Genomic DNA, 17,339 nt, shown 5'->3' on the forward strand with positions numbered 1-17,339 from the left:
CCTCGCCACAGCGACGGAAGCCCCGCATGAACCAGCCCTTCGACCGCGTCATCCTCGGCGACGTCGTCCTGCCGGACCGGGTGCTGCCGGGCGGCTACGTCGCGGTCCGCGAGGAGGTGATCGCGGCGATCGGCCAGGGCGAGCCGCCGCCGGCCGCAGCGACCGAGAGCCACACGGGGCGCCTCGTCTTCCCGGGCCTGGTGGACGGGCACATGCACACCGCGAGCTCCATCGGCTGGCCGGGGATCGAGGGCGCGACCATGTCGGCCGCGGCGGGCGGCGTCACGACCTGCGTCGACATGCCCTACGACATCCCCCTCCCCGTCACTGACGCCGCCATCCTGCGCGACAAGGTCGAGTGGCTGCACCGCCTCGCCCACGTGGACGTCGCGCTCTACGGGACCATCCGGAAGGACGCCCAGGGGGAGGCCGTTGTCGAGGCCATCGCGGGGCTGGCCGAGGCCGGCGCCTGCTCCTTCAAGTTCTCGACCTACGAGTACGACGCGGTGCGCTTCCCCCGCATCGACCCCGGCCTGATGCGCGAGGCCTTCGCGGAGATCGCGAAGACGAACCTCATGGTCGCCGTGCACAACGAGGACCAGGAGCTGGTGATGAAGCTCACGGCCGAGGCGAAGGCGGCCGGGCACACTGACCCCATCATGCACTGCCGCACCCGCCCGCCGCTGGCCGAGAACCTGGCGAACCTCGCCATCTTCGAGATCGGGCTGGAGACGGGCGCGCATGTCCACATCGCGCACTCCTCCCTCGCTCGCGGCTTCGCGATCGCGGAGGACTTCCGCCGCGCCGGCGCGCGCTCCTCGGGCGAGGCCTGCCTGCACTACCTCTGCATGACGGAGGAGGACATCGTCCGCCTCCAGGGCTTCGGGAAGTGCAACCCTCCCTTCCGCACCGCCGAGGAGGTGGAGCGGATGTGGGCCGCGCTGCTCGCGGGCAAGGTCGCCTACGTCTCGACCGACCACGCGCCCTGGCAGCGGGAGCGGAAGATCTACCAGGGCGACATCTTCGCCCTCGGCGCGGGGCTGACGGGCATGCAGTCCTTCGCCCCCGTCCTGTTCACCCTGCTGGAGGAGCGCGGCCTGCCGCTGACCCTCATGGCGCGCTACGCCGCGGCAGAGCCCGCGCGCTACCACGGCCTCGCCCCGAAGAAGGGAAGCATCGCGGTCGGCGCCGACGCCGACCTCTGCGTCATCGAGCGCGGGAGCTTCACCTTCGACCAGGCCGCGATCCTCGACCGGCCGGAATTCCAGCACTCCGCCTATCACGGCCGTGCGCTGCGTGGGCGCGTCGCCGCCACCTACCTCCGCGGGCGCCTCGTCTGGGACGGCACGGCGGTGCTGGCCCGTCCGGGCGACGGACGCTTCGTTCCCCGCCAGAACGCGCTTCCCGTGGCCCTGCCGGCCGCGGCGTGAGCGGGCCGCGCCGGGCGGGGGCGCGATGAGGCACCCCATGCTGGTGGCGGTGCCCGGGGCCCTGCTGGGCTTCGGCGGGTGGGTCTGGCTCACCGGGCCGGGGACCTCGGTGCCGAACGCCCTCATGGCGCTTCTCAGCGCCGTCCTCTGCGGGCGCGGCGCCTGGTGGGTCGCGGCGCGGCTGCTGCCGGACCGCGACGCGCCGGAGGACGCGGGAGAGGCCGGCGCCCGCCCGGCCGCGCCTCCGCGCCCGCCGGACCGGCACGCCGCCCCGCCGCCCGCGGCCCGGCGCGGCCCGCCGCCGGCCGATCCCGAGCCCTGGCGCCGGCCGGAGGGCGATGCCTGAGCCCGGCCACCGCCCGGCCGAGCGCTCCGGTGGTCCGCACCCGGGTTGATCCGCTACAAGGCTGGCGCAAGCGCGGGAGATCGAGCGAATGGCGGCTGACAAGGTCCTCATCGGCAAGGGTGCCCTCCCCCAGTACGTCCACCTCTCCTTCGCCAACCGGCACGGGCTGATCGCGGGCGCGACCGGCACCGGCAAGACCATCACGCTGCAGAGCCTCGTCGAGGGCTTCTCCCGCGCGGGCGTCCCCGTCTTCTGCGCGGACGTGAAGGGCGACCTCGCCGGGCTCGGGCTGCCGGGCACGCCCAACCCGAAGATCGCGGAGCGCGCCGCGTCCCTCGGGGAGGCGGAGTTCGGCTGGCAGGCCTCGCCGGTCGTCTTCTGGGACGTCTTCGGCGAGCAGGGGCACCCCGTGCGCGCCACCGTCGCGGAGATGGGCCCCCTCCTGCTCGGCCGCCTGCTCGACCTCAACGACACGCAGGAGGGCGTGCTCGCGATCGCCTTCGCGCTGGCCGACGACGAGGGGCTGCTGCTCCTCGACTTCAAGGACCTGCGGGCGATGCTGTCGCACGTGGCGGAGCGGGCGGGCGAGCTCTCGGCACACTATGGCAACGTCAGCAAGGCCACCATTGGCACGATCCAGCGCCGCCTCCTCACCCTCGAGCAGCAGGGCGCCGAGCACTTCTTCGGCGAGCCCGCGCTGGAGCTGACCGACCTGATGCTGCTGACGCCGGACGGCCGCGGCTCGGTCAACATCCTCGCGGCCGATAAGCTCGTCGCCAGCCCGCGCCTCTACGCCACCTTCCTCCTCTGGCTGCTGTCCGAGCTCTTCGAGGAGCTTCCCGAGGTGGGCGACCTCGACCGCCCGAAGCTCGCCTTCGTCTTCGACGAGGCGCATCTTCTCTTCCGCGACGTGCCGAAGGCGCTGATGGAGAAGATCGAGCAGGTCGTGCGCCTGATCCGCTCGAAGGGGGTCGGCGTCTACTTCGTCACGCAGAGCCCGCTCGACCTGCCGGGCGCGGTGCTCGGCCAGCTCGGCAACCGCGTGCAGCACGCGCTCCGCGCCTTCACGCCCGCCGACCAGAAGGCGGTGCGCGCGGCGGCCGACACCTTCCGCCCGAACCCCGCCTTCCGCACGGAGGCCGCCATCACCGAGCTCGCGGTCGGCGAGGCGCTCGTTTCCACGCTGCAGCCGGGCGGGCAGCCGGGCATGGTCGACCGCGCGAAGATCCTCCCGCCGCGCTCGCGCATGGGCGCCATCACCGCGGCGGAGCGCGCGGCCATCCAGGCGCACAGCCCGATCGGCGGCAAGTACGACACGCCGCTCGACCGCGTCTCCGCCTACGAGCACCTCAACGGCCGCGCGACGACGGTTCCGGAGGACCCGGCGCCGCGCGCCGCGGAAGGCCCGGCCGCGGCGCAGGCCGACGGGTCCTGGGCCGGCGCCGGCCGCGGCCCCTGGGGCGGCCCCGCCGCCTCGGTCCCGGCCAGCGGCGGCAGCGTCTGGGGCACAGGCGCGGCGAGCTCCACCCTGCCGCCCGTGCGCCGCGTGCCGGCCCCGGCCCCGGCCGCGCGCGGCGCCCCGGCGCGCGCCGCGCCGCCCGAGCCGCGCGGCAGCGGCGGCTTCGGCGACGTGATCTCCGACATGCTGACCGGCGGCGGCGGGCGGCGACAGGGCGCGGTCGAGGCCATGGCGAAGTCCGCCATGCGCAGCGTCGGCAGCCAGGTCGGGCGCGCCCTCGTGCGCGGTGTGCTCGGCTCCCTCCTGAAGCGCTGACCGCGCGCGCCGGCGCGCCGGCCACCCCTTTCCGCACACTCTATATATGGATGCACCGCATGCCCCGCCGCCTGACCGTCGCCGCCGCCCAGCTCGGCCCCATCCAGAAGGCCGAGGGCCGCGAGGTCGCGGTCGGCCGCATGGTGCGGCTGATGGAGGCGGCGCACCGGCGCGGCGTCGAGGTCGTGGTCTTCCCCGAGCTCGCGCTCACCACCTTCTTCCCGCGCTGGTACGAGGAGGACCGCGCCGCCGCCGACCACTGGTTCGAGACCTCGCTCCCCTCCAACGCGACGGCGCCGCTCTTCGAGGCCGCGCGCAAGTACGGCATCGGCTTCCATCTCGGCTACGCGGAGAAGACGCCGGAGGGACGCCACTTCAACACGGCGGCCTACGTGCATCCTTCGGGCGAGGTGGTCCTCAAGTACCGCAAGGTCCACCTGCCCGGCCACGCGGAGCACGATCCCGTCCGCCGCGTGCAGCACCTCGAGAAGCGCTACTTCGAGGTGGGCGACCTCGGCTTCCCCGTCGTGCGCGCGCCGGTCGGCGGCGCGGGGCCGGTGAACATCGGCATGCTCATCTGCAACGACCGGCGCTGGCCCGAGGCCTGGCGCGTGCTCGGCCTGCAGTCGGTGGAACTCGTCATGCTCGGCTACAACACGCCGAGCCTGAACATGGACAACCGTGGCTTCGAGGCGCACCACCTGCGCGTCCTGCACTCGCACCTCTCGATCCAGGCGGGCTGCTACCAGAACGCCACCTTCGGCATCGCGACCGCGAAGGCCGGCGTCGAGGACGGGCACGAGCTGTTCGGCCACTCCATCATCGTCAATCCGCAGGGCGAGATCATGGCCCAGGCGACTTCCTGGGACGACGAGCTCATCACGGCCGACATCGACCTCGGCATGTGCCGCCTCGGGCGCGAGACGATCTTCAACTTCGCGGCCCATCGCCGCGTCGAGGCCTATGGCCGCATCACCGGGCAGACGGGCGCCGAGGCGCCGCGGGCGTGGGAACCCGCGCGCGGCTGACAACCGGTGCTCCCCGGGGCGCGTTGAGCCCCCGGAGGTACCCCGCCCATGCGCCGTCTCGTTCTTCTCCTCGCCCTCGCCGCCGCGCCCGTCGCCATGGCCCAGGCCCAGGCGCCGACCCCGAGCCCCGCCCAGCGCCAGGCGCAGCAGGAGGTGCAGCGCGACCAGGCGGAGGACCGCGTGACCGACGCGGCGCGGGAGCTCTCGGCCGGCGGGCGCGTCGGCAGCCCGCCGCTCCTCGAGGACCTCAACCGCGACCGCCCTGGCCTCACGCGCGAGCGCCTCTCCACGCCGGGCGTGACCTCGCGCTCCACCACGGAATCGGGAATCCCGCTGCTCAGCGACAACCCGCAGCGCTGAGGGACGTCGCAACGCCCCGCCAGGCCGGGCGTTCCCCCGGCACGCTTTGTCGACACAGGGAGGTACCATGCGCCGCAAGATCATTCTCTCGGCCGCGCTCGGCCTTCCCGCGGTCGTCGTCGCCCTCGCCGCGCCGGCCCGCGCGCAGGACCTGAACGGGCTCCTCGAGGGCGCGGTCCGGCAGTTCGGCGGCAATTCCGACGACGCCCGGCGCCGCGCGGAAGAAGATGATCGCCGCCGCCGCGACGACATCCGGCGCGACCGCGACGTCGATCGTCGCGACGACCGCGGCCGCCGCGATGACGGCGACCGCCGGCGGGAGGCGCTCGACCGCGACCGCGGCCGGGGCGAGGACCGCGCGCGCTACGACCGCGAGCGGCAGCTCAGCGACCGCCAGCGCCAGCTCGACGACGAACAGCGCCGCCTCGCCGACGAGCGGCGCCGCCTCGACGAGGACCGTCGCCGGCGCTGAGGGCAACCGCCGCTGGGAACAGGCGTTACGGCCTGAAGGAAGACGCCATGACCGCTCCCTCCCTCATCCCGCTGCTTCTGCTGGCCTCGGGGCTGCTCGCGGCCCCTGCTGCCCGCGCGTCCGATCCCCTCTTCGGCGATCTGACCGGTCGCTCGGTCGAGCAGGCGGCCCCAGCGTCCGAGGGCGAGAGCCGCCGCCACGAGGCGAGGGAGCTTCGGCGGGCCTACTGGCAGCGCGAGCGCAACCGCCTGTCCCTCGAGGCGCCCGCCGGCTCCCCGGCCGGGCCGGGCCGCGCGCTGGCGACCCGCTAAGGCGGGTCAGGCGACGGCGAGCAGCGCCTGGACGGCGCCGGCCGCGCAGGGCTCGATGACCGGCACGTCGAGAGCTTCCTGGAGGAACGCGTGATGGCCCGCCATGCCCGTGCACCCCAGGACCACGGCGCCCGCGCCGGCCTCCACCAGCCGGCGCCCTGCCGCGAGAAGCGCCGCCCGGGGGATCTCGGGGTCGAGAAGCTGGGCCATGCCGAGGTTCAGCGCCTCGCTCGCGGCCAGCCCGTGCTCGGCGCCCATCGAGAGCAGCACCCGGCGCTGCCGCTCCTTGCTCGCCTCGACGAAGGCGATCACGCCGAAGCGGTCGGCCCGGGCGAGGGCGCCGAGCACGGCCGCCCGGAAGCACCCGATCACGGGGCGACCCGTTGCCTCCCGGACCGCCTCGATCCCGGGATCCGAGACGCAGGCGACCACGTAGGCCTCCGCCGGCTCCCGCTCGGCCAGCGCGACCAGGGGCGGGACGGCCTGGTACCAGTCCTGCCAACTCGCGATGGCCGCGGGGCCCTCGGCGACGCCGACGGTGTCGAACCGTGCCCGGCCGGGAAGATCGTAGGGCCGAACGGCCGCGGCGATCCCGGCCGTGCAGGCGGCGTCGCGATTCGGGTTGATGACGAGGATGCGGCGTTCCATCCGCGGGAGGGTGACGACGCCCACCGGGCCCGGCAAGGCCACGTGCGCCTTGCCGGCCGGCGCGCGCGCGCCCATATTGCATTGCAACAAAAGAGGGTGGGGTGACGTTGACCACCAGCCTCCGGAGGATCGTCCCCATGCCCATTCCGACTGGCGCCCCGCAGCCCGTCGCCACCTGGAGGCCGGATTCGGCCCTTCGCGCGGAGGGCGTGGCGCCGACGCCCTTCTGGACCTCGCTCCGCCGCGGCGTGATGGGTCGCTGCCCCGCCTGCGGGCAGGGGCGCATCTTCCGGGGCTATCTGACGGTCGTCGACGAGTGCGCCGTGTGCCACGCGCCGCTCGGGGTGTTGCGGGCGGACGACGCCCCTCCCTACATTGTCATCTTCCTGGCCGGCCACCTGCTGCTGCCGCCCATCTTCTGGATCGAGAAGGCCTATGAGCCCCCGATGTGGCTTCACATGGTGGTCTGGCTGCCGCTCTTCGCGATCGTCTGCACGCTCCTGCTGCGGCCGGTGAAGGGAGGCGTGGTGGCCTGGATGATGCGCCTCGGCTTCGCGGACGGGGACCACCCCCAGAACAGGCCCGAGGGCCTGCCGGGTGCCCCGCGGGATGGCTGAGCAGGCCCTGGCGGAGCGCGAGGTCGTCTCGCGCGACATCGTCCGCATCGAGCTGCCGGACCACGCGCCGCTGCCCTCCGCCTTCGCCGAGGCGGACCGGCAGCAGGCGGTCGCGGACCTCCTCGCCGGCAACCGCTTCTCCCCGGCCGGACTGCAACCCGGACCCTATGTCCTGCACTTGGCGCTCCGCGACGGGCGTCTGTTGCTCGACATCCGGGACGAGGCGGACGCCCCGCTGCACGCCTATGTCCTGGCGCTCGGCCCCTTCCGGCGGCTTATCAAGGACTATCAGATGGTCATCGAGGGCCACGAGCAGGCCGTGACCGAGGGCGCGGGCGAGGCGCGTATCCAGGCGATCGACATGGGCCGCCGCGGCCTGCACAACGAGGCCGCCGAGCTTCTCCGGGACCGCCTCGCCGGCCGCGTGGTGCTCGACTTTGAGACGGCGCGCCGCCTCTTCACCCTTGTCTGCGCCATGCACCAGCGGATCTGACGCCTTGAACATCGACGGCAAGCCCCACCGCAGCGTCTGGGTGGAGGCGGACGGGCGTTCCATCGGCATCTTCGACCAGACGCGCCTGCCCTGGTCCCTGGAACGTCTCACCCTCTCCGACGAGGAGGCGGCGGCGACGGCCATCCGCTCCATGCAGGTCCGCGGCGCGCCGCTGATCGGGGCGGTCGGCGCCTACGGGCTGGCCATGGCGCTGCGGCGCGACCCCTCGACCGCCAACCTCGAGCGCACGGCGGCGATGCTGAACGAGACGCGGCCGACGGCCGTGAACCTCAAATGGGCGCTCGACCGCATCCTCGCCGCCGTCCGCAACCACCCGCCGGAGCGCCGGGCGGACGCCGCCTATGCCGAGGCCGCCGCCATCTGCGACGACGACGTGGAGACGAACCGCCGGATCGGCGCGCACGGGTTGCCGCTGTTGCAGGAGATCGCCACCCGCAAGCCGAAGGGCGAGCCCGTGCGCGTGCTAACCCACTGCAACGCCGGCTGGATCGCGACGGTGGATTTCGGCACTGCCCTCTCTCCTATCTACCAGGCCCATGACCTCGGCCTCGACGTGCATGTCTGGGTAGACGAGACGCGGCCGCGAAACCAGGGGGCGGCGCTCACGGCCTGGGAGCTCGGCGCCCACGGGGTGCCGCACACGCTGGTGGCCGACAACGCCGGCGGGCACCTCATGCAGCGCGGGCTGGTGGACATCGTGCTCGTCGGCACCGACCGCGTGACCCGCCGGGGCGACGTGGCCAACAAGATCGGCACCTACCTCAAGGCGCTGGCCGCGAAGGACAACCGCGTGCCCTTCTGGGTCGCCCTCCCCCACTCCACGCTCGACATGACGGTGCGGGACGGGCTGGCCGAGATCCCGATCGAGGAGCGCTCGGCGAGCGAGGTGACCGACGCCACCGGGCGCCTGCCCGACGGCACGGTGACCACGGTGCGGGTGGCGGCGGAGGGAACCCCGGCCGCCAACCCCGCCTTCGACGTGACGCCCGCCCGCCTCGTGACCGGGCTGATCACCGAGCGCGGGCGCTGCGAGGCAAGCGAGGCGGGGCTCTCCGCCCTCTACCCTGAGAAGGCCGGCTAAGCGGGCCGGCGGGCGCCTCTCAGGCGGAGACGGGGCGGCCCGGCACGCGACGCACGGTGAGGAAGGCGCGGCGCTCGAGGATGGCGAGGCCGCTCACGATCACGAGGCCGCCGAGGGCCGCGCCGGGGGCGGTGAGATCGGCCAGGGTGCCCTGGGTGCCGCCGAGAACCGTGGCGACGATCGACAGGATGACCACCAGGCCGGAGACGATGAGGGCGAGGGCGATGCGGTCCATGGGAACCTCCATCCCGGCGGTGTGCCGGGCGACGGGGGGATAAGACCCCCGCCCCGCGGCAAGGGCGCGACGGCATCGTGGCAGGAATGGGGCATTTTGCCCCCCTCCCCGGCCCGATGCTTGCGTGCAAGGCTCCCGACGACCCGACTCCTGCCCCGTTTCCGGAGATCCCCGATGCGCCGCCTGCTGCTCGCCGCCGCCCTCGCCGCCCTGCCCGTGCTGCCTGCCCTGGGCCAGGGCGGCCCCCCGCTGCGGACGGCGGTGGACGGCACCTTCGCCCCCCACGCCTACCCGCGGCTGGAGGGCGGGGTGCAGGGCTTCAACGTGGACCTCTTCCGCGAGGTCGCGCGCCGGCTGGGGCGGGAGATCACCATCGACAGCGCCTCCTTCTCCGGCCTCGTGCCCGCCATGAACGCCGGCCGCTACGACTTCCTCGCCGCGCCGGTGACCGTGACGAAGGAGCGGGCGGAGGGGATGCTCTTCACCGAGGGCTACCTCTTCACCGAGTTCCAGCTCGGCATCCGCCGCGGCAACGCGCCCATCCGCAGCCTCGAGGATCTGCGCGGCAAGGCGATCGCCGTGAACAAGGGCAGCGCCTACGACGCCTGGGCCCAGGCCAATGCGGAGCGCCTCGGCTTCACCGCCCAGGCCTACGACACGAACCCCGACGCCGTGCAGGCGGTGATCTCGGGCCGGGCCTACGCGGTGCTGGCGGGGAACACGGTGGTGAAGTACGCGGCCAGCCAGCAGCGCAACCTCGTGCCCGACTTCGTCCTGCGCGAGACGCGCGCGCACTGGGCCGCGCCTTTCCGCCGCGACAACGTGGAGCTGCGCAACGCCGTCGAGAACGTCCTCGAGTGCATGAAGCGCGACGGCTCGCTCGCGGCCCTCTCCGAGAAGTGGTTCGGCGCCAAGCCGGCCGCCGACGACGCGGAGAACACCGTCTTCCCGGGCTACGGCGTGCCGGACCTGCCGGGCTACGACCCCACCCCCCACGAGCCGCGCTGCAACTAGCCCGTGGGCGGACTGGACGGCTTCGCCTTCACCTTCCTCAACCTGAAGGTGATGGCGACCTGGCTGCCCAAGATCGCGGAGGGCTTCGTGCTCACCGTGCTGCTCGCGGCCCTCATCGTGGCGGCGGGGCTCTCGCTCGGGCTCGGCCTCGCGGTGCTCCGCGCCTTCGGGCTGCGGGTGCTGAACTGGGGCATCGTCTTCGTCGTGGACCTTTTCCGCGCCCTGCCGCCGCTGGTCATCATCGTGCTGCTCTACTTCGGCCTGCCGGGCATGGGGGTGTCGCTCTCGGGCTTCTGGGCAACCTGGCTCTCCCTCACCCTCGTGCTGGCCGCCTTCTCGGAGGAGATCTTCTGGGCGGGCATCACGGCGACGGGGCGCGGCCAGTGGGACGCGGGGCGCGCGCTCGGCCTCCGCTTCCTGCCCATCCTGTTCCGCATCATCCTGCCCCAGGCCGTGCGGATGGTCGTGCCGCCGCTGACCAACCGCACCATCGCCATCACCAAGGGCACGGCGCTCGCCTCCGTCGTGGGCGTGGGGGAGATCCTGGGCTCGGCGCAGTCGGCCATGGCCTTCTCGGGCAACCCCTCGCCGCTCACCCTCGGCGCCATCGCCTACGCGCTGCTCTTCCTTCCCGTCGTCGGGCTCGGCCGGTGGATCGAGCGGCGCGCGGTCCTTCCGGGACGATAGACGCGTGCTCGAGGACTTCGCCGACAACTTCCTCAACCTCGACATCGTGGCGCGCGCCTGGCCGATCCTCGTGCGCGGCCTCGGGCAGACACTCCTGCTCTCGGCCATCGTCGTGCCGCTCGGGCTGGCGGGGGGGCTCGCCATCGCGCTGCTGTCGCGCTCGCGCCGCCGCTGGGTGCGCTGGCCGCTCGCGGCCTGGACGGACACATTCCGCTCCCTGCCGCCCCTCGTGCTGCTCATCTTCCTCTACGCGGGGCTTCCCTTCATGGGGATCGACCTCGGGCCCTGGGGCGCCGTCGCGCTCGCCTTCTTCCTCAACACCGGCGCCTATTACGGCGAGGTGCTGCGGGCGGGGCTCGACAGCGTGCCGCCGGGGCAGATGGAGGCGGCGCGCGCGCTCGGGCTCCGGCCCTGGCTCGCGCTCTGGCTCGTGGTGCTGCCGCAGGCCGTGCGCAACGTACTGCCCGACCTCGTCTCGAACACGCTGGAGGTGGTGAAGCTCACCTCGCTCGCCTCGGTCGTCGCCATGCCGGAGCTGCTGTTCCAGGCGCGGCAGGCGCAGAGCGTGACCTACAACGCCTCCCCCATCGTGGCGGCCGCGCTCGCCTACTTCATCATCCTCTGGCCGGTCGTGCGGCTTCTCTCACGGTTGGAGAACAAGGCGATTGCCGGGCGCTGAGGCCGTGCCGAGCAGGCACGGCCCCAGCTCCTCCATGCGCCCGAAGGTGACGGCCGGCTGCCGCGTCGCGAGCAGCGCGGCGGTGGCGTAGCCCCAGGTGACGGCGCCGGCGTCGATGCCCGCCGCCCGGGCGGCCTCGATGTCGCGCGCCTCGTCGCCGATGGCGATGGCCTCCGCCGGCGCCACGCCGAGGTCGCGCAGCACCCGCCGGAAGCGCCGCGCCTTCCCGAAGAGGGAAGTCCCGCACTCGAGCCGCGCGACGAGGGAGGCGAGCTCCGGGCCGAGGATGCGGCGGACGGTGACCTCGGCGTTGGAGCTGACGATGGCGAGCGTCACGCCGGCCGCCGACAGGTCGCGGAGGGCGTCGCCCGCACCGGGAAAGAGATGGATGCGGTCGGACTCCGCCGCCATGCGCGCCCGCATGTGGCGGGCGATCGACGGCAGCTTCCAGAAAGGCAGGCCCAGGTGACGAATGACCGCGCGGTTGTCGAGCCCGCGCAGCATCGCGGCCTCGGCGGCGCCGACGGGGCGGAAGCCGTAGGTCCCCGCCACGTCGTTCAGGGCGGCGAGCACCCAGCGCGCGCTGTCGGCGAGCGTGCCGTCGAAGTCGAGGATGACGAGGCGGTAGGGCGGGAGGCGCGGCGGGTGTTCGATCACCCGCCCATAGGTGGCGCGCCGTGTCAGGCCGTCAATCGCGCGGCGCGCCGGCGCCGGCGACGCGGGCGTTCCGCCAGACGGTAACCGGCGAGCCCGCGCGGCGTTCCCCTCGCTCACCGAGGAAGCGCCGCATGGCCCAGTCCGCCCCCATCGTATCGCCGCGCGAGCGCCTGCTCGAGGTGCATCACCGCCTCTGCGAATCCTTCGGCTGCCCCATCGCCTATTTCCACGCCCACGCGCCGATGGACGAGCTCGTCTCCTCGCTTCTCTCGCACCGGACACGCAACGCGGACAGCGCGCGCGCCTTCCGCAACCTGAAGGAGAGGTTTTCCGACTGGGCCGCCGTGCGCGACGCGCCGGTGGCGGCGGTCGAGGAGGCGCTCCGCCCCTGCACCTGGCCGGAGGCGAAGGCGCCGGCCCTGCAGCGCATCCTCACCCTCATCACCGGCCGGCGCGGGGCGCTCAACCTGGACCACCTCGCGGAGATGCCGGTGCCGGAGGCGCGGGCCTGGCTGGAATCCCTTCCCGGCGTGGGGCCGAAGACGAGCGCGGCGGTGCTCTCCTTCTCATCGCTACGCGGCCGCGCCCTGCCCGTGGACAGCCACCACCACCGGGTCGCGCAGCGGCTGGGCATCATCCCGGAGACGCTCGCCGTCGGCCCGTCGCACCGCGTGCTGGAGGCGATGCTGCCCCCGGAGTGGGACGCCCAGCAGGTCTACGACCACCACGAGGTGCTGATGCTGCACGGCCAGCGCGTCTGCCACTTCCGCTCGCCCGCCTGCGCGCGCTGCGTGCTGCTCGACCTCTGCCCCACCGGCCAGGCCCGCCAGCACGCCGCCCGGCCGAGCGCGCCGGGCGCCGCGGACCGGACCGGCGCCCAGGGCGGCCCCGCGTGAGCGCCACGGGGAGGGCGGGACGCGCGAACCCGCCATCGTGAAGTGACAGCGCGCGCGCCAGGCCTTACCTCCGCCCGCTCTCCTTCCGCGGCGAGTTATCGCCCGATGCCAGATCGGCCCTGGTGCCGCTCCACCCCTGGCCGCACGCCACCGGCCCGAGGGAAGCCACGACAGCGATGAACGCCACGCCCCATCCTTTCCCCGCCCTCACGCCCGAGCCCGCCACGGATCTCTCCGCGGAGGAGGCGCTCACCGATCTCGGCTGGGAGATCCTGCGGCACCATGCCCGTCCCGCGGGCACGCCGGGGGAGCGCGAGGAGCCGCGCTTCACCGTGCTTCACCCGGACTTCGGCGTCGCCCTTCTGGACCTCGCCCCGGAGGCCACGCCGGGCGCGGTCGCGGCGTTCCGCAAGCGGGTGGAGGAGGCCGGGCCGGTGCCCGGCCTGCCCGTGATCTACCACGCCCTCACCGGCGAGGACCTCTGGCGCCTGACGAGCGTGCTCGACCGCCACTTCGCGACCCTGCCGCCGCTGCCGGAGGGCGCGGGCGAATGGCCGGCCGTCGTGCGCGCGGCCCTCGCCGGGGCGAAGCCCGCGGCAGGCCCGGCCGCGCCGGTGCCCCCCGCCGCGGCCGCCTCACCCGCCGCCCCGGCCGCCAGCGCGGCAAGGCCTGCGCCGGTCCGCGGCGACCTGCCCCCGGCAGAGCGCGCGGTCCCGGCGGAGGCCAAGCCTGTGGCAGGCTCCGCCGCGCCGGTGCGCCCCACCCCGCCCGTGCGTCCAACCGCGCCCGCTCCGGCCATTGTTCCCACCGCTGACGCCCCGCGGCCAGCGCCGGTGCGCGACGATCCCCCCCCGGCGCGGACGCTCTCGGCGGAGGCGAAGGCCGTGCCGCGCCCGGCCGCGCCGGCGCCCGCTCCCTTCGACATTCCGACCGCCAGCGCGGCGCGGCCCGCGCCGGTTCGCGCCGAGCCGCCCCCGGCGGAGCGGCCCGCGCCACCCTCCCGGCCGGCGCTCCCGGAGGTCGTGCGGCGCCCGCCCGCCTCGCCGATGCCTATGCCGAGCCCGGCGCCGCCGCGCCTGGTGCCCACGGGCGCGCGCCGGGTTTCGTTAGCCGAGGACCCGCTGTTCGAAGGCCTGTTCGAGGAGCTGCCGCCCGTCCGCGCCGGCCGGCCGGCTCTCGCGCGGGCGGAGGCACCGTCCGAGGCCCCGCTGGCCCGAGCGCCCGAGACGCCGGCCATCGCGCCCGCCGCCCCGCCCGTCCAGCCGACCCCCGCCCCGGCGCCGGCCCCCGTGCCGGAACCGCCGCGCCCTGCCGCCGAGGCCGTCCGCCTGGAGCCGGAGCGCGCGCCGCTCCGCCTGCCGCCGGTGCCCCCGCGGCCGCCGCGGCCGACCTCCCGCCTCGGCGCCCGCCGGCGCTCCCGGCTGCGCGCCCTTCTCTTCCTTACGGGCGCGGCGGCGCTGGTGGTTGCGGGGGGCGTCGCGACCACCCTGCTCGACGGGGCCGCGGGGCTGCGGCGCCTGCTGCCGCTGGAGCGCGTGCAGGAGGCCTCGATCGTGCCCGTGGCGCCGGCCCTGGCGCCCGCCCCGGCTCCCTCCCCCGCGCCGGCGGCCTCCCCGGCGCCAGCCGCACCCGAGCCCGCGGCCGCGCTGCCGCCTCCGCCGCCCTCGCCGCCGCAGCCGGCATCGACCGCGGCGGGGTCGTTCAACCCCCCGGCCACCCCGCGCCCCGCGACGCCGCGCTTCCAGACCTACCGGGGCGAGCCGCTGGTCCCGACCCCGGGGCCCCAGGGCGAGGCGCCGCGCGAGAGCCCGCGGCCGGCGGCGACCACGGGCGGCCGCCGCGTGGTCGTGCACTACCCGCCCGGCCTCTGGGACGGGGTCGAGGCGCTGGTGGACCAGCTCAGCGGCTTCGGCGTGCCGGTTGAGCGGCGGGTGGTGCCCGCGACGCCCGGCCGGAAGGTGATCCGCTACTTCAACCCGGCCGACCAGGACGACGCCGAACAGCTCGCCCGCAGCCTCGGCCGCGACTGGATGGTGCAGGACTTCACGACCTATTCGCCGCGGCCGCGGTCCGGGACGCTCGAGGTCTGGGTTCCCGCCGGCGCCGGCTAGGCGGGCGCCCGGGGCTGCCCCGGGCGCCGCGTCTCAGCGCTGCCGCCAGGGCAGGCTTTCGGCCTTCCAGCCGGCGGTGGTGCCGCGATGGCCCTCCGCGTCGACCGGCCCCTCGAAGCCATCGGCCACGTTGTAGGCGTTCGGGAAGCCCGCCGCCTGGGCCGCCTGCGCCGCCGCGAGCGACCGCGCGCCCGAGCGGCAGAGGAAGTGCAGCTTGCTGAGCGGCGTCGCCCCGGCCCGGCGCAGGTGCTCCACGAAGGCGCCGTTCACCCCCATGGAGGGGTAGACCTGCCAGGGGATCAGCACCGGCTGCTTTCCGGTCGCCGAGAGGTCGGGGATGCCGACGAAGTTCCACTCCGCGTCGGTGCGCACGTCCACGAGCATGGCGTCGGGATCGGTCCGGAGGGCTTCGTAGCTGTCGCTGGGGGAGATGTCCTCGACGGGCATGGCGCGCTCCTGTGCTCCGGGCCCACGGGGTCCCGGGGTTCGATGGTCCGGCGCCAGATTGGGTGCGCGCCGTGCCGCCGCCAGGGGCGACCGCCGGCCCGCGCCGTCGCGCGGCGGATGCTTTCGACTACCGCCTTTGGCCCACCCCTTGCTAGGAGGGGGGAGGATTTCGGCCTCGCGGCGCCGGGACGGGCCGCCCCCTCGGGCCGCGCCGCCCCGGCCCGTCGGGCCGGCAGGGATGTCCCCCGGCGGTGGCGGGGCGTGGCTTTTCGGGAGGCGGGCGAGGGTATGACCGGGTTCGAGAGGCCCTTCGTGGAGATCGACGACGTCTCCATGCGCTACGGGGGAACGGAGGGGACGCTGGCGCTGCGCAACACCTCCATGCGCATCGCCAAGGGCGAGTTCGTGGCCGTCGTCGGCCCCTCGGGCTGCGGCAAGTCGACCCTCATGCGCTTGGTCACCGGGCTCTGGCCCTGCTCTGCCGGTAGCGTGATCGTGGCGGGCAAGGAGGTGGACGGCCCGCTCTCCATCGCCGGCATGGCCTTCCAGGCGCCGACCATGCTGCCCTGGCGCACGATCCTGCAGAACGTGATGCTGCCGCTCGAGGTGGTGGAGCCTCACCGCCGCCGCCTGCGGTCCGAGCGGGCGATGTACGAGGACAAGGCGCGCAAGCTCCTCGCCCTCGTCGGCCTCAAGGGCTTCGAGGACAAGACGCCGCACCAGCTCTCGGGCGGCATGCAGCAGCGCGCGAGCCTCTGCCGCGCGCTCATCCACGACCCCCAGCTCCTGATGCTGGACGAGCCCTTCGGCGCGCTCGACGTCTTCACGCGGGAGGACCTCTGGGTGGAGCTCGAGGGGGTCTGCGGCATCCTCAAGCCGACGGTCGTGCTGGTGACCCACGACCTGAAGGAGGCGGTCTTCCTCGCGGACCGCGTCATGATCATGTCCGCCCGCCCCGGCCGCATCATCGCCGAGCGCACCGTGCCCTTCCAGCGCCCCCGCTCGCTCGAGATGACCTACACCCAGCCCTTCCAGGCCCTGGTCCACGACCTCCGCGAGCACATCAGCGCCGCCCGCCGCGGCGAGGACGGGCCCGCCAGCATCGCCCCGCAGGAGGCGCCCCATGCCGCTTGACGTCTCCCCGAGCGCGTCCGCGTCCTCGAAGACCGCGGCGCAGCGGCGCATCGAGGCGCTGTCGGCCGCCGCGCGCCGCCGCCGGCGCCTGCAGGCCGCGCTGCCCTGGCTGATCATCGTCGGCACCTTCCTGCTGTGGGAGGTGGTCTGCCGAGCCTTCGAGATCCCGCAGTTCATCCTTCCCGCGCCGTCGGCCATCATGGCCAGCATGGCGAAGTGGTGGCTGCCGCTGCTCGACAACTCCTGGCAGACGCTGATGACGACGCTCATCGGCTTCGCTCTGGCCATCGTCTTCGGCCTGCTGCTCGGCGTCGCGATCGGCTCCTCCACCCTCCTCTACCACGGGCTCTACCCGCTGCTGATCGCCTTCAACTCCGTGCCCAAGGTGGCGGTGGTGCCGATCCTCGTGATCTGGTTCGGCATCGGCACCGTGCCGGCCGTGATCACCGCCTTCCTCATCTCCTTCTTCCCGATCGTGGTGAACGTCGCGACCGGCATCGCGACCGTGGAGCCCGAGCTGCGGGACGTGCTGCGGGCGCTCGGCGCCCGGCCCTCCGACATCATCCGCAAGGTCGGCCTGCCGCGGGCCATGCCCTACTTCTTCGCCTCGCTGAAGATCGCGATCACTGTCGCCTTCGTCGGCTCCATCATCGCGGAGACGGTCGCGGCGAATAAGGGCATCGGCCACCTGATGATGCTCGCCTCCTCCCGCTTCGACGTGCCGCTGGTCTTCGCGGGGCTGATCATCACGGGGGTGATGGGCGTCATCATGTACGTCGTCGCCGTCGCCATCGAGAACCGCACCACCGGCTGGGCCATGCGCGGCCAGGACCAGGGCCAGGTGACGGTCGCGGGCGTCTAGCCCGGCCGGGCCCGGGGCGGCCCCCCGGGTTTTCCC

The 17,339-nt window shown here is 74.3% G+C and carries 21 protein-coding genes; 17 read left to right on the forward strand and 4 right to left on the reverse strand.

All coding sequences use genetic code 11. The annotated features are described in order from the left end of the window. Positions 1-26: 26 nt before the first annotated feature. The 7 genes from EAH89_RS04875 to EAH89_RS04905 all read left to right on the forward strand — a co-directional run bounded on the left by EAH89_RS04875 (position 27) and on the right by EAH89_RS04905 (position 5,721). Positions 27-1,430, forward strand: coding sequence for a dihydroorotase (locus EAH89_RS04875; protein WP_140881673.1), 1,404 nt, complete (start codon positions 27-29; stop codon positions 1,428-1,430). Positions 1,431-1,455: 25 nt separating this feature from the next. Further along, positions 1,456-1,776: a hypothetical protein gene (locus EAH89_RS04880; RefSeq protein WP_140881674.1), complete on the forward strand. Its 321-nt coding sequence runs from the start codon at positions 1,456-1,458 to the stop codon at positions 1,774-1,776. Positions 1,777-1,864: 88 nt separating this feature from the next. Beyond that, positions 1,865-3,550: a helicase HerA-like domain-containing protein gene (locus EAH89_RS04885; protein WP_140881675.1), complete on the forward strand. Its 1,686-nt coding sequence runs from the start codon at positions 1,865-1,867 to the stop codon at positions 3,548-3,550. Positions 3,551-3,609: 59 nt separating this feature from the next. Then, positions 3,610-4,578: an N-carbamoyl-D-amino-acid hydrolase gene (locus tag EAH89_RS04890; RefSeq protein WP_140881676.1), complete on the forward strand. Its 969-nt coding sequence runs from the start codon at positions 3,610-3,612 to the stop codon at positions 4,576-4,578. A 48-nt stretch (positions 4,579-4,626) separates the two neighbouring features. Further along, entirely contained in the window at positions 4,627-4,938 is a 312-nt protein-coding gene (locus EAH89_RS04895; RefSeq protein ID WP_140881677.1) for a hypothetical protein, read from the forward strand. A gap of 67 nt (positions 4,939-5,005) precedes the next feature. Then, the gene (locus EAH89_RS04900) at positions 5,006-5,410 is read left to right on the forward strand and encodes a hypothetical protein (protein WP_140881678.1); all 405 of its coding nucleotides are present in this window, start codon (positions 5,006-5,008) and stop codon (positions 5,408-5,410) included. Between the two features lie 47 nt (positions 5,411-5,457). Then, positions 5,458-5,721, forward strand: a complete 264-nt coding sequence (locus EAH89_RS04905) for a hypothetical protein (RefSeq protein WP_140881679.1) — start codon at positions 5,458-5,460, stop codon at positions 5,719-5,721. A 6-nt stretch (positions 5,722-5,727) separates the two neighbouring features. Here EAH89_RS04905 and EAH89_RS04910 read toward each other — a convergent pair whose 3' ends face one another. Beyond that, positions 5,728-6,405 (reverse strand): aspartate/glutamate racemase family protein, encoded by a 678-nt coding sequence (locus tag EAH89_RS04910; RefSeq protein WP_206667453.1) that lies wholly within the window; start codon positions 6,403-6,405, stop codon positions 5,728-5,730. A gap of 101 nt (positions 6,406-6,506) precedes the next feature. Here EAH89_RS04910 and EAH89_RS04915 point away from each other — a divergent pair, with 101 nt between their 5' ends. The 3 genes from EAH89_RS04915 to mtnA are packed head-to-tail and all read left to right on the forward strand — an operon-like array spanning position 6,507 to position 8,581. Next, positions 6,507-6,986, forward strand: a complete 480-nt coding sequence (locus EAH89_RS04915; protein WP_140881680.1) for a DUF983 domain-containing protein — start codon at positions 6,507-6,509, stop codon at positions 6,984-6,986. Further along, complete coding sequence (locus tag EAH89_RS04920) at positions 6,979-7,479, forward strand: UPF0262 family protein (RefSeq protein WP_140881681.1); 501 nt, start codon at positions 6,979-6,981, stop codon at positions 7,477-7,479. The genes EAH89_RS04915 and EAH89_RS04920 overlap by 8 nt, the downstream gene beginning before the upstream one ends. 4 nt (positions 7,480-7,483) lie before the next feature. Continuing rightward, positions 7,484-8,581, forward strand: a complete 1,098-nt coding sequence (mtnA, locus tag EAH89_RS04925) for an S-methyl-5-thioribose-1-phosphate isomerase (RefSeq protein ID WP_140881682.1) — start codon at positions 7,484-7,486, stop codon at positions 8,579-8,581. 19 nt (positions 8,582-8,600) lie between these two features. Here the strand turns inward: mtnA and EAH89_RS04930 are convergent, their stop codons facing one another. Continuing rightward, positions 8,601-8,816, reverse strand: a complete 216-nt coding sequence (locus EAH89_RS04930; protein WP_140881683.1) for a hypothetical protein — start codon at positions 8,814-8,816, stop codon at positions 8,601-8,603. Between the two features lie 174 nt (positions 8,817-8,990). Between EAH89_RS04930 and EAH89_RS04935 the strand changes: the two genes are divergently transcribed. The 3 genes from EAH89_RS04935 to EAH89_RS04945 are packed head-to-tail and all read left to right on the forward strand — an operon-like array spanning position 8,991 to position 11,196. Then, positions 8,991-9,830 (forward strand): transporter substrate-binding domain-containing protein, encoded by an 840-nt coding sequence (locus EAH89_RS04935; RefSeq protein ID WP_140881684.1) that lies wholly within the window; start codon positions 8,991-8,993, stop codon positions 9,828-9,830. 3 nt (positions 9,831-9,833) lie between these two features. Continuing rightward, entirely contained in the window at positions 9,834-10,517 is a 684-nt protein-coding gene (locus tag EAH89_RS04940; RefSeq protein ID WP_140881685.1) for an amino acid ABC transporter permease, read from the forward strand. Positions 10,518-10,521: 4 nt separating this feature from the next. Then, positions 10,522-11,196: an amino acid ABC transporter permease gene (locus EAH89_RS04945; protein ID WP_140881686.1), complete on the forward strand. Its 675-nt coding sequence runs from the start codon at positions 10,522-10,524 to the stop codon at positions 11,194-11,196. Here the strand turns inward: EAH89_RS04945 and EAH89_RS04950 are convergent. Beyond that, complete coding sequence (locus EAH89_RS04950) at positions 11,161-11,853, reverse strand: HAD hydrolase-like protein (RefSeq protein WP_140881687.1); 693 nt, start codon at positions 11,851-11,853, stop codon at positions 11,161-11,163. The two genes, EAH89_RS04945 and EAH89_RS04950, sit on opposite strands and share 36 nt — an antisense overlap. A 131-nt stretch (positions 11,854-11,984) precedes the next feature. On the opposite strand from EAH89_RS04950, the gene EAH89_RS04955 reads away from it, so the two are divergent. Both EAH89_RS04955 and EAH89_RS04960 read left to right on the forward strand, forming a co-directional pair. Beyond that, positions 11,985-12,749, forward strand: coding sequence for an endonuclease III domain-containing protein (locus EAH89_RS04955; protein WP_140881688.1), 765 nt, complete (start codon positions 11,985-11,987; stop codon positions 12,747-12,749). Between the two features lie 176 nt (positions 12,750-12,925). Then, positions 12,926-14,860 (forward strand): hypothetical protein, encoded by a 1,935-nt coding sequence (locus EAH89_RS04960; RefSeq protein ID WP_140881689.1) that lies wholly within the window; start codon positions 12,926-12,928, stop codon positions 14,858-14,860. A 33-nt stretch (positions 14,861-14,893) separates the two neighbouring features. Here the strand turns inward: EAH89_RS04960 and EAH89_RS04965 are convergent, their stop codons facing one another. Beyond that, complete coding sequence (locus EAH89_RS04965; RefSeq protein ID WP_140881690.1) at positions 14,894-15,307, reverse strand: rhodanese-like domain-containing protein; 414 nt, start codon at positions 15,305-15,307, stop codon at positions 14,894-14,896. A gap of 288 nt (positions 15,308-15,595) precedes the next feature. On the opposite strand from EAH89_RS04965, the gene EAH89_RS04970 reads away from it, so the two are divergent. Further along, entirely contained in the window at positions 15,596-16,441 is an 846-nt protein-coding gene (locus EAH89_RS04970) for an ABC transporter ATP-binding protein (RefSeq protein ID WP_140881691.1), read from the forward strand. Next, positions 16,431-17,303 carry an ABC transporter permease gene (locus EAH89_RS04975; protein ID WP_140881692.1) on the forward strand — a complete coding sequence of 291 codons (873 nt, stop codon included), beginning with the start codon at positions 16,431-16,433 and terminating at the stop codon, positions 17,301-17,303. The genes EAH89_RS04970 and EAH89_RS04975 overlap by 11 nt, the downstream gene beginning before the upstream one ends. Positions 17,304-17,339 lie beyond the last annotated feature (36 nt).

This window comes from Muricoccus nepalensis (genome assembly GCF_006438825.1).
Lineage (GTDB): Bacteria > Pseudomonadota > Alphaproteobacteria > Acetobacterales > Acetobacteraceae > Roseomonas > Roseomonas nepalensis.

What these genes read in the sequence shown, in the direction of transcription:
- EAH89_RS04880 (WP_140881674.1), top strand. Translation starts at nt 1,456, where the DNA reads ATGAGGCACCCCATGCTGGTGGCGGTGCCCGGGGCCCTGCTGGGCTTC.
- EAH89_RS04960 (WP_140881689.1), top strand. Translation starts at nt 12,926, where the DNA reads ATGAACGCCACGCCCCATCCTTTCCCCGCCCTCACGCCCGAGCCCGCC.
- EAH89_RS04875 (WP_140881673.1), top strand. Translation starts at nt 27, where the DNA reads ATGAACCAGCCCTTCGACCGCGTCATCCTCGGCGACGTCGTCCTGCCG.
- EAH89_RS04915 (WP_140881680.1), top strand. Translation starts at nt 6,507, where the DNA reads ATGCCCATTCCGACTGGCGCCCCGCAGCCCGTCGCCACCTGGAGGCCG.
- EAH89_RS04955 (WP_140881688.1), top strand. Translation starts at nt 11,985, where the DNA reads ATGGCCCAGTCCGCCCCCATCGTATCGCCGCGCGAGCGCCTGCTCGAG.
- EAH89_RS04930 (WP_140881683.1), bottom strand. Translation starts at nt 8,816, where the DNA reads ATGGACCGCATCGCCCTCGCCCTCATCGTCTCCGGCCTGGTGGTCATC.
- EAH89_RS04890 (WP_140881676.1), top strand. Translation starts at nt 3,610, where the DNA reads ATGCCCCGCCGCCTGACCGTCGCCGCCGCCCAGCTCGGCCCCATCCAG.
- EAH89_RS04885 (WP_140881675.1), top strand. Translation starts at nt 1,865, where the DNA reads ATGGCGGCTGACAAGGTCCTCATCGGCAAGGGTGCCCTCCCCCAGTAC.
- EAH89_RS04900 (WP_140881678.1), top strand. Translation starts at nt 5,006, where the DNA reads ATGCGCCGCAAGATCATTCTCTCGGCCGCGCTCGGCCTTCCCGCGGTC.
- EAH89_RS04965 (WP_140881690.1), bottom strand. Translation starts at nt 15,307, where the DNA reads ATGCCCGTCGAGGACATCTCCCCCAGCGACAGCTACGAAGCCCTCCGG.
- EAH89_RS04920 (WP_140881681.1), top strand. Translation starts at nt 6,979, where the DNA reads ATGGCTGAGCAGGCCCTGGCGGAGCGCGAGGTCGTCTCGCGCGACATC.
- EAH89_RS04935 (WP_140881684.1), top strand. Translation starts at nt 8,991, where the DNA reads ATGCGCCGCCTGCTGCTCGCCGCCGCCCTCGCCGCCCTGCCCGTGCTG.
- EAH89_RS04970 (WP_140881691.1), top strand. Translation starts at nt 15,596, where the DNA reads ATGACCGGGTTCGAGAGGCCCTTCGTGGAGATCGACGACGTCTCCATG.
- EAH89_RS04905 (WP_140881679.1), top strand. Translation starts at nt 5,458, where the DNA reads ATGACCGCTCCCTCCCTCATCCCGCTGCTTCTGCTGGCCTCGGGGCTG.
- EAH89_RS04895 (WP_140881677.1), top strand. Translation starts at nt 4,627, where the DNA reads ATGCGCCGTCTCGTTCTTCTCCTCGCCCTCGCCGCCGCGCCCGTCGCC.
- EAH89_RS04975 (WP_140881692.1), top strand. Translation starts at nt 16,431, where the DNA reads ATGCCGCTTGACGTCTCCCCGAGCGCGTCCGCGTCCTCGAAGACCGCG.